We start from the raw sequence: 14,170 nt of genomic DNA, 5'->3' as shown, positions 1-14,170 counted from the left end.
ACGTGAGCCGTGGGGTGAGTTATCAGTTATGCCAATATAATCGCGTCGTGGTGCAAGAAAGGGTGTAGGGTGACAGTGACCAGTGACCAGTGACCAGTGACCAGTGAAGAAAGGATGCGGGGTGTGGGGTGTGGGGTGTGGGGTCTGCTGCGTGGTAAGTCAATTCTCTCCCTCAGCTCCCCCAGCTCTCTTCCTCCCTCAGCTCCCGATCTCTCCCTCAGCTCTCTACTCTGTTCCCTTCTCCCCTGCTCCCTACTCCCTGCTCCCTTTCAAATTTCCTGTAGCAGTTTTTGCGGATCGACTTGCGCAGCCATTGCTTGCTTTTTTAATTCAATTGCTTTTAATTCGTCTAATTGCCTGAGAATCTTCTCACTCACATTTTCTGGTAGTACTTGAGCAATACGTGAGGTTTCGTATTCTATAGAAATCATTCTAATAATTTGATAATACCCATCTAACAATTCTTCTGCTAATTTAATTTGTTGCGCGATCTTATTGATGCCTTTGCTCGTAATTTCAATTTGACGACCGTATAACTCTTGTTGCGCACTTAACATTTTTTGTTGTAAATTCTTTAACCGCCGAATCAGCTTTTTATTAGCATTTAACTCTTGCTGTAACTTGAGAGTCTGTTGCTCCATTTCATATTTTTGCAATAGCAATTGCTGCTCGGAGGTGAGCCTACCTAACTCTTGGCGATCGCGTTCTTTGAGTCTTTGGCGCATAGTTACGTAGGTTCCTATTCCCGCTGCTGTAGGTGCAGCCGCAGCCAATAGCAGTCTATTGGTTGTAGGATTTAGAATGCATAACGGTACGGTAATGGCTAGAGCAAACTTACTGATATTAAAGGCTAAAGATTTTGCTCGTGTCCCTGGTTTTCTTAAAAGGTAACTTTCGCCCGTACTCGAATTTTCTAACCACAACAAATCTTTTAAGACCTTCCCTTGCATCAGATAAAGCAAAAGTAATTTGTCTCCAGCTACAGCTGATATCTTTTCCTCTCGTCCTAAAGTGGAAAAGTCTAGTGCTTGAAGCTTATTATTTTTGTCTGGAGTACCTACATCATATAACCGCAATTGATAAATGCGTCTGTATTCTGGTTGCTTGTTATATTTACTGCGATACCATGATTCTAGGTATGAATTAAAGCTAGCAACTTCGCTGCGTACTAAAGCATATCTATAGTCACACCTGGGACATATACTTTCGAGAAAGTCTTCATCGCATTCTTCAAAGTTGGGAAAATAAACAGAATGACGACAAGCCGGACAGGAAATTTGCAGTGTCATGGAAGGGACTAGGGGCGATCGTGAGAGCTGAAGGGGCTGTAGGGCAGAACTCTTTTTGAAGCATGAGGATTGAAAAAGGCTGAGGGAAAAATCCTTCTTTTTCTGCAAAAAAAGTCTAGCCTCTAGCCCTTAATCCCTCGATCCTAACCCCCAGTCCCTCCAGAGAGGTTGCTGGGATGGCAGTTGAGTTAATAAAGTTGATGAACTGTTGTACGAGTTCGGGACTGCGCCATCCTCGATTAGTTTCTGTAACCAAAACTTTTAATGCTTCTTCCTGAGACAGCGCTCGTTTGTATGGGCGATCGCTAGTCAGAGCATCATAAATATCAATAATTTGAAATACTTGAGCGAGATAAGGAATTTGGTCTCCAACCAGCTGATAGGGATAACCAGAGCCATCCCAACGCTCGTGATGGTGCAAAACAATCGGAATCACTCCTCGCATCGTCCGCAGGGGTTGACAGATTCTCTCACCAATCAAAACGTGCTGTCGCATCACTTCCCACTCTTTGGAAGTTAGTTTTCCAGTCTTCAGCAGCACGGCATCGGGAATGCCAACTTTACCAATATCGTGTAAATAACTACCCCACATCAAATCTCGTCTCTGAGCGCGGGACAGATTGAGATAGCCACCGAAAGCATCGCTCAAGTTTACCAAGCGTTCGCAGTGATCGCCAGTATTGGGATCGCGGCTTTCCACTGCTCTAGCAATGGAAAATAACACCTGCGAAGCATGATCTAAATCTTCATTCAAACGCTTTTGACGCACCAAGGATTTGACGCGGGCAGCTAATTCCAGGCGATCGAAAGGTTTGCTTAAAAAATCATCCCCCCCAGCTTCAATCCCACGAATTCTAGCTTGTCTATCGTTTAAAGCTGTGATGAAAATGACTGGAATCAGCCTTGTCTGTTCGTCCTGCTTCAGTTGGCAACAAACTTCAAATCCATCCATTTCTGGCATCATGACATCCAGTAGGATGAGATCCGGTTGACCTTGACTGACGGACGCTAGCGCTGACGAGCCACTATCTGCCTCTAAAACTTCGTACCCCTCTACCGAGAGAATAGCTACAGCCGTCATACGACTAGCTGGATGGTCGTCAACTACCAGGATTTTAGGCGGAGCTAGATCGAAGCTGTTCACTCAATATACCTGTATTATTATCTACAATCTGAAGTCTGTGTGAAGTCTGTTGGAAGGACAGCAAGCTGGACGGAATAATTCGCCAAAAGTCACAGACTTATCAGTGAGATTGTGTCATTTTGTCAAAAAATACCTGGATTTTACCGGAAAAGTTTTAATAAATTAACTCAACTTTATCTTTGAGGCACTAGCCACATACGACTAATTCTACCTCCGCGTTCGCAACTTCTGCTTTCACATTTTGCTTTCACAACATACAGCACTTTTCTCAACTACTAATTCTTACCATTCTAAAATGGTAGGTGAGAAAAGACTCAGTAGATACCAGTTTTTGAACCGTTTACAGTCGCGCATTCGCAAGTCAGGAGACAGTTGACGGTTGATGGTTGTTGCTCCTGAAGCTCCCCTACTCCCGACTCCCTGCTCCCCTGCTCCCGACTCCCGACTCCCTGCTCCCGACTCAATGCTCATCACCTAAACAAATACCCAAACCACGGGCAGTTTTGACCAGTGTACCGTGAGGATTGACTGCGCGGTATTGGGCGATCGCCTCGGGAATGGGAACGCTGACAACTTGACGTTTTTGCCACGTTACCATTCGGTCGTACTGTGCTTCGGCGATCAAGTCGACAGCCGCAACACCAAAAGCAGAGGCAATTACCCGTTCTAGTGGCGACGGCGTACCACCTCGTTGAACGTGTCCTAGTACTGTGACTCGCGTTTCTGCTCCTATCCGAGTGCAAATTTCGTCAGCTAAATATTGACCGATGCCACCATAGCGACATTGTCCCAAGCGATCGGTGGACATGACGCATACACCTGTTTCCGTCCGCACCGCTTCCGATACGACGACGAGAGAATAATTTTTCCCCTGTTCTTGTCTTTCTTTAATCGTGTAACAGACGCGCTCGACAGTATAAGGAATTTCTGGGACTAAAATCACATCAGCACCACCAGCAATCCCCGCACTGATGGCGATATGTCCCGCATCGCGTCCCATGACTTCTAAAATCATCACCCGGGAATGACTGGCAGCCGTAAAATGCAACCGATCTAAAGCTTCAGTGGCGATACTTACGGCAGTATCAAAACCGATTGAAAGTTCGGTTACGCCGACATCATTGTCAATTGTTTTAGGAATTGCCACCAGGTTGAGATTTCCTTGTTGGGCAAGGCGACGTAAAATCGCCATACTACCGTCGCCACCAATGCCAATCATGGCATCCAAGCCTAATTGGTAGTAGCCTGCGATAATGTCTTCCGAGCGATCGCGGATAGTCCCGTCTGGCATCGGAAAAGCAAAAGGATCGCCTTTATTGGTCGTTCCTAAAATTGTCCCACCAGCTACGAGCAATCCATCAACTTTATCAATTTCCAAGGCGATCGCTTGTGGTGGTTGAGCCATCAATCCTAAAGTGGCTTGTCGAATTCCAAATACCTCCCAGCCATAAGTACCGACAGCGCGATGCACTACGGCACGAATCGCGGCATTCAAACCCGCACAATCTCCACCACTGGTTAAAATTCCAATTCGTTTCATTCAGTTATCAGTTGTCAGTTGTCAGTTGTCAGTGAAGCAAGGGAGCAGGGAGCAGAGAGCAGGGAGCAGGGGAAAGAGAGAGTTGCCCAGCTGAGGGAGAGTCGCCCAGCTGAGGGAGAGAATTGACTCACTACGCACCACACCCCACATCCCGCACCCTATACCCCACACCCCGCACGCCCACAGCACGCACCACTCTACCAAAGCAGTACATTAGACTGAAACAGGTAGCATCGATCTTAATTACAATTTGATTTTAGATTTCTTTATTTTTTGCAATATTCAGCTAGTTCTACGCAGTGATTACTTCAGATAACGATTCTTTTGATTTTTCGGATGCATTAACTATTCCCCAAGCCCCGCCTGGTTATAAATCAGGCTTTATTGGGATTATCGGTCGTCCTAATGTTGGTAAATCGACGTTGATGAATCAACTTGTGGGGCAAAAAATTGCCATTACTTCTCCAGTCGCGCAGACAACGCGCAACCGCTTGCGAGGAATTTTGACCACACCCGCCGCTCAATTTATTTTTGTCGATACGCCAGGAATTCATAAACCCCATCATCAGTTGGGAGAAGTGTTAGTCAAGAATGCTCAGATTGCCATTGATTCTGTCGATGTAGTGTTGTTTGTGGTAGATGGTTCTCAAGTTGCTGGGGGAGGCGATCGCTTTATTATCGAGTTGCTAACTCAGACGCAAACTCCTGTAATTCTGGGGCTGAACAAAATCGACCAGCGATCGACCAACATTGAAGATTTGGATCGTTCTTACCAAGAAATAGCTAAATCTTACCAATGGCAGATGCTAAAATTTTCGGCTCTCAATGGTGAGGGATTAGAAGCATTGCAACAGGCAATTGTGGAATGTTTGGAGCCTGGTCCTTATTATTATCCTCCCGACTTAGTTACAGACCAGCCAGAACGTTTTATCATGGGAGAATTAATTCGCGAACAAATTTTATTGCTAACACGGGATGAAGTTCCTCACTCAGTGGCAATTACCATTGACAAAGTAGAGGAGGCTCCTAATATTACCCGTGTATTTGCGACTATTCATATCGAGCGAGATTCTCAAAAAGGAATTCTGATCGGTAAGGGAGGAGCAATGCTCAAAGCGATCGGTAGCGCTGCTCGCGAACAAATTCAAAAGCTAATCGCAGGGAAAGTTTATTTAGAACTATTTGTAAAAGTACAACCAAAATGGAGGCAATCTCGGCTCAGACTATCAGAATTTGGTTACAAAGTAGAAGAATAGTTGGTAATAGGTAATGGGTAATTGGTAGTTGCTCCCTTGCCCCTCTTGTCTCTCTTGTCCCTTCCTGCTCCCTGCTCCCTGCTCCGTGATAACTGAAAAAATGGTTGAAAAATCTAATCGAACTCCAATCAATAAGAACAAAGATGTTGTCCTGTTAATTAAAGGATTAATTATTGGCAAAGTTCTGACCTTGCTGGTTATTGGTGGTTTGTTGTGGTGGCTAAAACCTCAATTGTGGAGCAGCGCTACTGCTACAAATCAAACTTCAGAAAATCCAGTAGCAACAACCAATGGTTCTACCTACGATCGCATAACAGGCGTACCATCGGGTACGTTTAAGTATGGTGGTAGTGCTGCATGGATACCAATCCGTCAAGTCGTTGACGCTCAGATTCAGCAAGCACGCCCAGAACTTCAATTGCGCTATATCCAGCCGCCTAATGGTAATTTGAGTTCTAGTGTAGGGATACGGATGCTGCTCGACGGGAAATTAGATTTTGCTCACTCCTCTCGTCCGCTAACAGCAGCAGAAAAAGCACTGGCACAAAAGCAAGGATTGACCCTGGCAGAAATTCCAATTGCGGTGGATGGGGTCGCCGCCGTCGTTCATCCCTCTTTGCAAATCTCTGGTTTAACCGTAGAGCAGTTGCAGCAAATTTATCAAGGCAAAATTACCAACTGGAGTCAGTTAGGTGGGAAAAACTTGCCAATTGTTCCATACACTCGTCATCCTCAAGATGGTAGTCCCGCCGCGATCTTTTCTACGTCAGAGCAAACTTTTGGGACGAACGTGCGCTCTGCCAACTCTACAACAGCTGCCTTGCGTCTAGTTAACCAGACTCCAGGTGCAATCTATTATGCTTCTGCTCGTGCGGTCGTGCATCAATGCGGGGTCAAACCAATTCCCTTGGGAGAGAATAGCGATCGCTTCGTCGCTCCCTATCGCGAACCGCTATCCCAGCCTTGCCCTAATCAGCGTCATCAACCAAACTTAGCAGCTTTTGCTGATGGCAGCTATCCCCTAACTCGTAATTTATACGCGATCGTCAAGCAAGATGGAGGTAAGGCACAACAAGCAGGAGAAGCTTACACCAAACTCCTACTTTCTGACCAAGGACAACAAGCTCTCAGAGAAGCTGGTTTCGTACAAGCAGCAGCCTCTACTGCGCAAAATAAACCAGCTAACTAATAAATTTTTAATTGCGAATTGGGTACGGGCGGGTTTTGACCCGAGATTTGCTGATGAGGTTACGAGTCTATCGGCTAAACCCGCCCCTACGACTTCTGATTTCCGTCGGGGCGGGTTTTGACCCGAGATTTGCTGATGAGGTTACGAGTCTATCGGCTAAACTCGCCCCTACGACTTCTGACTTTTGAATTTCCTAATCCAGTTCTCGCCTTCCTTCCAAAGCTCTTGCTAACGTCACCTCGTCGGCGTATTCTAAATCGCCGCCTACGGGTAAACCAAAGGCAATTCGCGTCACTTTAGTGAATGGTTTGAGGAGTTGACCGACATACAGTGTTGTCGTCTCTCCTTCCACGCTGGGACCAATTGCTAAAATCACTTCCTTGGGTTGTTGTTGACTCACCCTTTGTACCAGCGATTGAACTGTTAACTGTTCGGGTCCGATCCCATCCATCGGTGAAATGACTCCCCCCAAAACGTGATACTTGCCGTGATATTCCCTAGTTTTTTCCAAAGCAATCACGTCACGGGAGTCAGCCACAACACAAATTGTATTATTGTCGCGGTTAGAGTTACGGCAGATTTCGCAAACGGGTTCTGCCGAGAGATGAAAGCAAACCTTGCACAAACCTACTTGCTTTTTTGCTTCTAACAAAGCCTGTGCTAAAGCTTCAACTTCTGCTTCTGGACGCTTCAAAATATGTAAAGCAAGGCGCTGAGCGGTCTTGGGACCCACTCCTGGCAAGCGCTGCAACTGCTCGATCAAACGAGCCAAAGGACGTGCGTAAACCGTGATCTTATCTCCTGCGATCGCTTCTTTATTTTAACAGGGAGTCGGGAGTCGGGAGTCGCGACTAGCAACCAACAACTCATGACCCATTACCAATTACCAATTACCAACACGATTTAAGATGTAAATGAGCTTTCAGCCCCCCAGTTAAATTTATGGAATTAGCAACTACTAATCTTCCCAGCAGCGATCTCGATGCCTTTTGGATGCCGTTTACAGCTAACCGTCAGTTTAAGGCTAGTCCCCGTTTGTTAGTGGCGGCTGAGGGGATGTATTACACTACAGCTGATGGTCGGCAGATAATTGATGGTACGGCAGGGTTATGGTGCGTCAATGCGGGTCACGGTCGCCGAGAAATTGCCGATGCGGTACAAAAACAGGTGATGCAATTGGATTTTGCTCCGACGTTTCAAATGGGACATCCAGCACCGTTTGAATTGGCAACACGGCTAGTAGAACTGTTACCTGGAGACTTGAATCGCGTCTTTTTCACCAATTCTGGTTCGGAATCTGTCGATACAGCTTTGAAAATTGCGATCGCCTATCATCGGCTGAAAGGTCAAGGGGCGCGGCAAAGACTAATTGGTAGAGAACGCGGCTATCACGGGGTAAATTTTGGTGGTACGGCGGTGGGAGGCACGGGAGCAAACCGCAAGTTATTCGGCAACATCGTAACTGGAATCGATCATTTATCCCACACCCATAATTTAGAACATAACGCCTTTACTCGCGGACAACCTAAATGGGGAGAGCATTTAGCTAACGAGTTAGAGCGATTGGTCGCGTTACACGATGCCTCAACCGTTGCTGCTGTGATTGTCGAACCAGTTGCAGGATCGACGGGAGTTTTGCTGCCACCAATTGGTTATTTACAAAAACTGCGCCAAATTTGCGATAAACACGGCATTTTACTGATTTTTGATGAAGTGATTACGGGTTTTGGGCGTTTGGGTAAGCCATTTGCTGCCGATTATTTTGGAGTCATACCAGACATAATTACGGTGGCGAAAGGAATTACCAACGCGACTGTGCCGATGGGAGCGGTATTCGTGCGCGAGGAAATCTACCAAACCTTTATTGAGGGAATAGAAAACGGGATTGAATTTTTCCACGGCTACACCTACTCCGGTCATCCCGTCGCCTGTGCTGCGTCTCTGGCTACGTTAGATATATACAAAAAAGAAGGATTGCTGACTCGCGTATCAGAAATTGCGGCTTACTGGGAAGATGCCGTCCACAGTTTGCGCAGTTTACCCCATGTTATCGATTTACGGAATTTGGGATTGGTAGGAGCGATCGAACTAGAATCAATTCCAGGCAAACCAGGAGCAAGGGGATATGAAACTTTTGTCCGTTGCTATCAACAAGGAGCATTAGTCAGGGCAGCGGGAGATAATATTGCGCTATCGCCACCGTTGATTATTGAGAAGCAGCATATTGATGAATTGTTTGGCGTGGTAACGGACGTGTTAAAGCACTTAGCATGAGTTGTTGGTTGTTGGTCGTTGGTCGTTGGTCGAGCGATGATTTCAAAAGTTGTCAATGAGGGATTTACCTAATGCAGGAGTTTCTTGTAGGTGTTATGAGCTAAGTTAGCTAGCAACTACAAGACTCACCTTGAGATTTGTTAGCAGAGTTCGATGACGCAAGATTTTTCACAAGACTTTGGTTCTTTTGAGGACGCGATCTGGCTGAACTGCGCTCATCAAGGGGCATTACCACTTGTTTCGGCTCATGAAGCTTATGAAGCAATTACTTGGAAAATTACACCTCAACTCTTAACGACAGAACGCTATTGAAGCTTACGATAATAAACTTATTACGAGACTGCTCGAAGGGCTTGATATGAGAAAATATAATTTGCTGAGTCCACGAGAAGGTACAGCAAGATCTACACTAGTTTTTGTTTCTCACAAACAGCCAGAGCGCAACAGTGAAGTTTATGAAAAGCTTTACAAGCAAAACATATTTGTTGCCTATCGAGCGGGTAAGTTGCGGTTTTCGCCACATTTTTATAACACTTATGACAACATAGATCGAGCTTTATCCGTTTTAAACGCTGTTTAACAATGTATTAAAAAAATCAACCAGGTTAGATAAATTTAATCTGATTCGTTTTCAGCTATAGCTGTTTTCAATCAGGAAAAATACATATGCTGTAGGGGCGCACGGCTGTGCGCCCCTACCAGTGTCATGCATATCAGCGACTTTCAGAAGCGACTCTGACATCTGTATCGCTGGGTTCCAACTGCTGGGGTGGCTGAGGTGGACGACGAGATTGGAAGCGATCGCGCAAATTACTAATAACAATGTACAGTACTGGCACGACAAACAAACTCAAGAACGTTGCCACGAACATGCCGCCAAATACTGCCGTACCGAGTGCTTGACGACTTTTTGCCCCCGCGCCCACGGCAATGACTAAGGGGAAAATCCCTAATAAGGTCGAAAGAGCTGTCATCAAAATTGGTCGCAAGCGTTCTTGAGCAGCTTGAATCGCAGCTCTGGTAATCGAAAGCCCGCGATCGCGCAATTGGTTAGCAAATTCTACAATCAGAATTGAGTTTTTACTTGCCAATCCGATCAACATTACCAAACCAACTTGACAGTAAACATCATTCGGTAAACCCCGCATATTCTGAGCTAACAACGCTCCGAAAATTGCTAGGGGAACCGCCAGCATGATGATTAAAGGATCCACATAATTCTCGTACTGAGCCGCCAGCACTAGGAATACGAAGACCAAACCTAAAGCAAAGATAATCGGTGCTTGACCACCCGATTCTGTCTCGTCTAAAGAAATACCCGACCATTCGTAACCCATACTAGCTGGCAAAATCTCGTCTGATAACTTTGCCATCGCGTCCATTGCTTGTCCGGTACTAAAGCCAGGAGCCGCAGAACCGTTAAGTTCGATCGAGCGGAAGAGGTTGTAGTGGGTAATTGACTGCGCTCCAGTAGTCGGGGTGACTTTTACCAAATTGCTCAGCGGAATCATTTGGCGTTGGGCTGGATCGCTTTGATTCGATCGCACGTACAGCTTACCAATATCCTCTGGATTCGAGCGAAACTGCTTGTCGGCTTGGACGTACACCCGATAAGTCCGTCGTTGCAAGTTGAAATCGTTGACGTAGCGCGAACCCATGTATGTTTGCAGGGTATTTAAAATTTCGTCTACATCGACTTGTAAGGCTTTGGCTTTGTTGCGATCGATTTCAATTTCCATTTGCGGCGCATTTGCCCCAAAAGTACTAAAGACAGCCGACAATCCAGGGGTTTGATTTCCACGTTGCATCAATTGCTGCATCACGCCGACAAGATCGTTAAGGGGAAGATTTCCCTGACGGTCTTGCAGTTGATATTGGAAACCGCTGACGCTACCCAAACCGCGAATTGCGGGCGGATTTACAGGTAGAATCCTTGCTTCGGAAAATTGGGAGACAACACCGCGCATCCGATTAATCAGAGCTTCTGCCGATTGATTTGCTCCAGAGCGCTCGCCCCAAGGTATGAGCGGAGTAAAAATTGCCCCCCTGTTAGCGGTGTTACCCGTACCACCAATGCCGAAACCACCAACGGCAAAAGTTGCTTTGACTTCAGGTAATTTCAGATATTCAGTTTCGACTTTCCGCATCACGTCGCTGGTGTAGTTCAGCGAAGCTCCTTCGGGTCCTTGAATTAGGGTAATGAAATAACCTTGGTCTTCATCGGGTAAAAATCCGGTGGGGACGATTTGATACAACCATGCCGTTAGTCCTAAGAAGACGACAAATATTCCCAAAACAATCGGTTTGATCCGCGTCAGAAAATTGAGCGATCGCTCGTACTTGTGGCGCGTCCAATCAAGGAAGCGGTTAAACTTACCAAACACCCAAGCAATAGGACCCCGTGCAGGTGGTTTTTGTCGCAGCAACAAGCCTGCCAGCGAAGGCGTAAGGGTCAGCGCCAAGAAGGTAGAAATTGTAATTGAGAAGGCGATCGTCAGCGCAAATTGCCGATAAATTTGTCCTGTGGCTCCGGGGAAAAAGGCGACGGGGACAAACACCGCCATCAGTACCAATGAAGTCGCAATCACTGCCCCAAACAATTCGTGCATCGCCTCTGATGCTGCTTGACGCGGTGGCATTCCCTCATCTTGAATCAAACGGGAAATATCTTCTACAACAACGATCGCATCATCTACTACCATCCCTGTAGCAAGGGTTAAACCGAACAACGTCAAGGAGTTAATCGAGAAGTTGAACGCTTTAACAAAAGCAAACGTGCCGATCAAAGCTAGAGGAATTGTCACAACCGGAATCAAAGTCGTGCGCCAGTCCTGCAAGAACAGGTAAATCACCGCAATTACCAGCGCCACAGACATGAGCAGGGTAATAATAACTTCTTTGAGGGACTCTTCTACAAATAAGGTCGTGTCATAGGCAACCTGATATTCCATTCCTGGCGGAAATTGCTGAGATAGTCGTTCCATTTCGGCTTTAACATTTCGCGCCACCTCCAAATCGTTGCTACCTGGAATCGGAAAGATCCCGATCCCTACCGCCTCTTGACCCCGATACCGCAGGAACGAACTGTAGTTTTGCGCCCCCAATTCTACCCGCCCCACATCGTTCAATTTAATCAGGGTTCCGTCTGGTGCGGTCGAGATTACCATGTCCTCAAACTGAGACACGTCAACAAGTCTACCCACAGCCCGCAAGTCAATTTGATATTGTTGCCCATCTTCTGTAGGCGGCTGACCGATTTGCCCCGCACCTACTTGCAAGTTTTGTTCTTCGACGGCATCAACAACATCCTGTGCTGCTAAATTGCGGCTGGCGAGTTTATCGGGATCTAGCCACAGGCGCATAGCATAGCGACGTTCGCCAAAAATCCGCGCCTCGCTCACGCCCTTGACTCGTTGCAAGGCATCGACCATATAAAGATCGACGTAGTTGCTCAAGAAAACGTTGTCATATTGTTTGTTAGGCGAGAATATACCCATGCCCAACAGCAGGTTGTTGGTCTGCTTTGTCACCGTTACACCGACTTGACGCACTTCCTGCGGCAACTGCGGTTCGGCGATCGAAACGCGGTTTTGCACGTCTACAGCAGCAATATCGAGATCCCGTCCTGCTTCAAACGTGACTGTAATCGTACTCGTACCATCGTTGGCGCTACTGGAGTTGATGTATCTCATGCCATCAACGCCGTTGATTTCCCGTTCTAGTACTGTCGTTACTGTATCTTCTACGACTTCTGCACTTGCCCCAACGTAGTTAGCGGTTACTTGCACTTGGGGCGGCGCAATTTCAGGATATTGAGCGGCGGGCAGGGTAGGAATGCTAATCGCTCCTACCAGCAAAATAATGATGGCGCAGACGCTCGTAAAAACTGGTCGCTTGATAAAAAAGTCAACAAACATGAGGGAGTAGGGAGTAGGGAGTAGGGAGTAGGGAGTAGGGAGTGGTTCATAGTTAACAGCTAATGGTTGATTGCTATTAACCATTGACCATTAACTATTGACCATTGACTCCCTTGTCTCTTTAAGATTCAGGAGCGATCGGTGCGCCGTCTCTAAGGTTAAGCAGTCCTGAAGTAATAATTCGCTCTCCAGGTTTTAGTCCTTCGAGGACTTGGTAATTGTTACCTTGAATGCTGCCTAATTTCACGGGTTTTTGCCGTGCTATCAGTTGTGTTTGTCCCGATTGTGCCTGTTGAGACTGCTGTTGTTGTGGTGCTGATTCTGCTACATAGACGAAGTTTTGCCCGCCAATTCGGTTAATTGCCGTTGTGGGAACGAGAATGCCTTGGCGTTGATTCCAAATGACTCTCGCTCTTACATATTGGTCGGCACGCAGTTGATTTTGAGAATTTTCAAATAGAGATTTGACGAGTACGGATTGGGTATTTGTAGCGGTGTTGGGGGCAATGAAAAAGACCTTGCTCGTCCCTACACGCTTGCCTTGTCCGTCAAGCAGCTCTACTGGCATCCCCTGGCGTAGTTCTGGTCCTCGTTCGATGGGTACGGAGATATTGACTTCTAGGGGTTGGTTTTCGGTGACGCTCGTGAGTTGGGTTGACGTGTTCACAAAATCCCCCTCTTTGACCGGAATTCGCCCCACTGTACCCGCAAAGGGTGCGGTAATCGTGTAGTATTTCAGTTGCGCTTCCTGTCCTTGGGTATTCGCTCTTGCTTCTGCCAAGGCTTTTTCCTGTTGAGCTACGGTAGCTTTCTGAGCGGCAATGCGTTTGTCGATCGCATTGAGTTCGGCTTTTGCCGTAGCAATTCTGTTGGTATAATCGTCCGCAACCGATCGCGCAACTGCTCCTTGGTCGGCAAGGTCAGAATATCTCTTGTATTCTTTCTCATTGAATCTGACATTCGACAAGTTGGAAAGGCGTTCTGCTTGCAAGGAACTCAGGGTTGCTTCGGCATTTGCCACTTCTGCTTCGGCAGCTGCGATCGCGGCGCTAGAACTCCTAACGGCTGCTTGTTGTTCTTCTGGATCGATTTGAATTAGGTTTGCTCCCCGATTGACGCGATCGCCTGGACGAACGAAGATACGAGAGACTTGTCCTTCAATTCTCGGCTGTAAAGTCACGGATCGTCGCGATTCTAAATTGGCAATATACTCGCTACTTTCGCTGACTGCCCCTGATTCTAGGGTGGCTAGCCTCACCTTAGTTGGCGGTTGCTGCTGTGCGGCTGAATTGGCGTTTTGATTTTTGGGTGCGAGTAAATACCACAGTCCAACTCCGCCACCAATGGCGATTAGACCGACTAGTAACCACATCCACGGCTTGCGTCTACCAGGCGGTTTGTCTTGGACTTGTTTTCTTTCATCTGATCCGGATGCTTTAGGTTCTGATGATTCCATATTGAATAGAAAGCTTACTAAATAAAAGTTTTGACTAACGAAGAGTCAGGAATTCTCTAAAGAGAATTGTAATTTTGGCTTATTGCCTCACCTTTGTGTAATAAT

At 46.7% G+C, this 14,170-nt stretch carries 12 protein-coding genes; 5 read left to right on the top strand and 7 right to left on the bottom strand.

The features are described from left to right. Positions 1–269 precede the first annotated feature (269 nt). The 4 genes from N4J56_RS11825 to N4J56_RS11810 all read right to left on the bottom strand — a co-directional run bounded on the left by N4J56_RS11825 (position 270) and on the right by N4J56_RS11810 (position 3,973). A complete protein-coding gene (locus N4J56_RS11825) occupies positions 270–1,289 on the bottom strand; it encodes a hypothetical protein (RefSeq protein WP_317106627.1) in 1,020 nt (339 codons plus the stop codon). A 115-nt stretch (positions 1,290–1,404) separates the two neighbouring features. Then, entirely contained in the window at positions 1,405–2,433 is a 1,029-nt protein-coding gene (locus tag N4J56_RS11820) for a two-component system response regulator (RefSeq protein WP_317106626.1), read from the bottom strand. A gap of 282 nt (positions 2,434–2,715) precedes the next feature. Further along, complete coding sequence (locus N4J56_RS11815) at positions 2,716–2,907, bottom strand: hypothetical protein (RefSeq protein ID WP_317106625.1); 192 nt, start codon at positions 2,905–2,907, stop codon at positions 2,716–2,718. Further along, positions 2,894–3,973 (bottom strand): ATP-dependent 6-phosphofructokinase, encoded by a 1,080-nt coding sequence (locus tag N4J56_RS11810; RefSeq protein ID WP_317106624.1) that lies wholly within the window; start codon positions 3,971–3,973, stop codon positions 2,894–2,896. The genes N4J56_RS11815 and N4J56_RS11810 overlap by 14 nt, the downstream gene beginning before the upstream one ends. Positions 3,974–4,272: 299 nt before the next feature. On the opposite strand from N4J56_RS11810, the gene era reads away from it, so the two are divergent. Both era and N4J56_RS11800 read left to right on the top strand, forming a co-directional pair. Continuing rightward, entirely contained in the window at positions 4,273–5,229 is a 957-nt protein-coding gene (gene era, locus N4J56_RS11805) for a GTPase Era (protein WP_317106623.1), read from the top strand. Positions 5,230–5,329: 100 nt separating this feature from the next. After that, a complete protein-coding gene (locus tag N4J56_RS11800) occupies positions 5,330–6,418 on the top strand; it encodes a PstS family phosphate ABC transporter substrate-binding protein (RefSeq protein ID WP_317106622.1) in 1,089 nt (362 codons plus the stop codon). 193 nt (positions 6,419–6,611) lie between these two features. Here the strand turns inward: N4J56_RS11800 and recR are convergent, their stop codons facing one another. Next, complete coding sequence (gene recR, locus N4J56_RS11795) at positions 6,612–7,211, bottom strand: recombination mediator RecR (protein ID WP_250017140.1); 600 nt, start codon at positions 7,209–7,211, stop codon at positions 6,612–6,614. Positions 7,212–7,360: 149 nt separating this feature from the next. Between recR and N4J56_RS11790 the strand changes: the two genes are divergently transcribed. From N4J56_RS11790 to N4J56_RS11780, 3 genes are all read left to right on the top strand, one after another. Then, a complete protein-coding gene (locus N4J56_RS11790) occupies positions 7,361–8,692 on the top strand; it encodes an aspartate aminotransferase family protein (RefSeq protein WP_317106621.1) in 1,332 nt (443 codons plus the stop codon). A gap of 153 nt (positions 8,693–8,845) precedes the next feature. Next, positions 8,846–9,004 (top strand): hypothetical protein, encoded by a 159-nt coding sequence (locus N4J56_RS11785; protein ID WP_317106620.1) that lies wholly within the window; start codon positions 8,846–8,848, stop codon positions 9,002–9,004. Beyond that, positions 9,000–9,272 carry a hypothetical protein gene (locus tag N4J56_RS11780; RefSeq protein WP_410500482.1) on the top strand — a complete coding sequence of 91 codons (273 nt, stop codon included), beginning with the start codon at positions 9,000–9,002 and terminating at the stop codon, positions 9,270–9,272. Before N4J56_RS11785 ends, N4J56_RS11780 begins: the two co-directional genes overlap by 5 nt. 133 nt (positions 9,273–9,405) lie before the next feature. On the opposite strand, the gene N4J56_RS11775 is transcribed toward N4J56_RS11780, so the two are convergent. Together N4J56_RS11775 and N4J56_RS11770 are read right to left on the bottom strand one after the other, a co-directional pair. Further along, entirely contained in the window at positions 9,406–12,609 is a 3,204-nt protein-coding gene (locus N4J56_RS11775; protein WP_410500481.1) for an efflux RND transporter permease subunit, read from the bottom strand. 121 nt (positions 12,610–12,730) lie between these two features. Then, the gene (locus N4J56_RS11770; RefSeq protein ID WP_317106617.1) at positions 12,731–14,065 is read right to left on the bottom strand and encodes an efflux RND transporter periplasmic adaptor subunit; all 1,335 of its coding nucleotides are present in this window, start codon (positions 14,063–14,065) and stop codon (positions 12,731–12,733) included. Positions 14,066–14,170 lie beyond the last annotated feature (105 nt).

Origin of the sequence: Chroococcidiopsis sp. SAG 2025, from assembly GCF_032860985.1 — a bacterium.
Taxonomy (GTDB): Bacteria; Cyanobacteriota; Cyanobacteriia; order Cyanobacteriales; family Chroococcidiopsidaceae; genus Chroococcidiopsis.
This window is presented reverse-complemented; position numbering and strand designations above follow the sequence as displayed.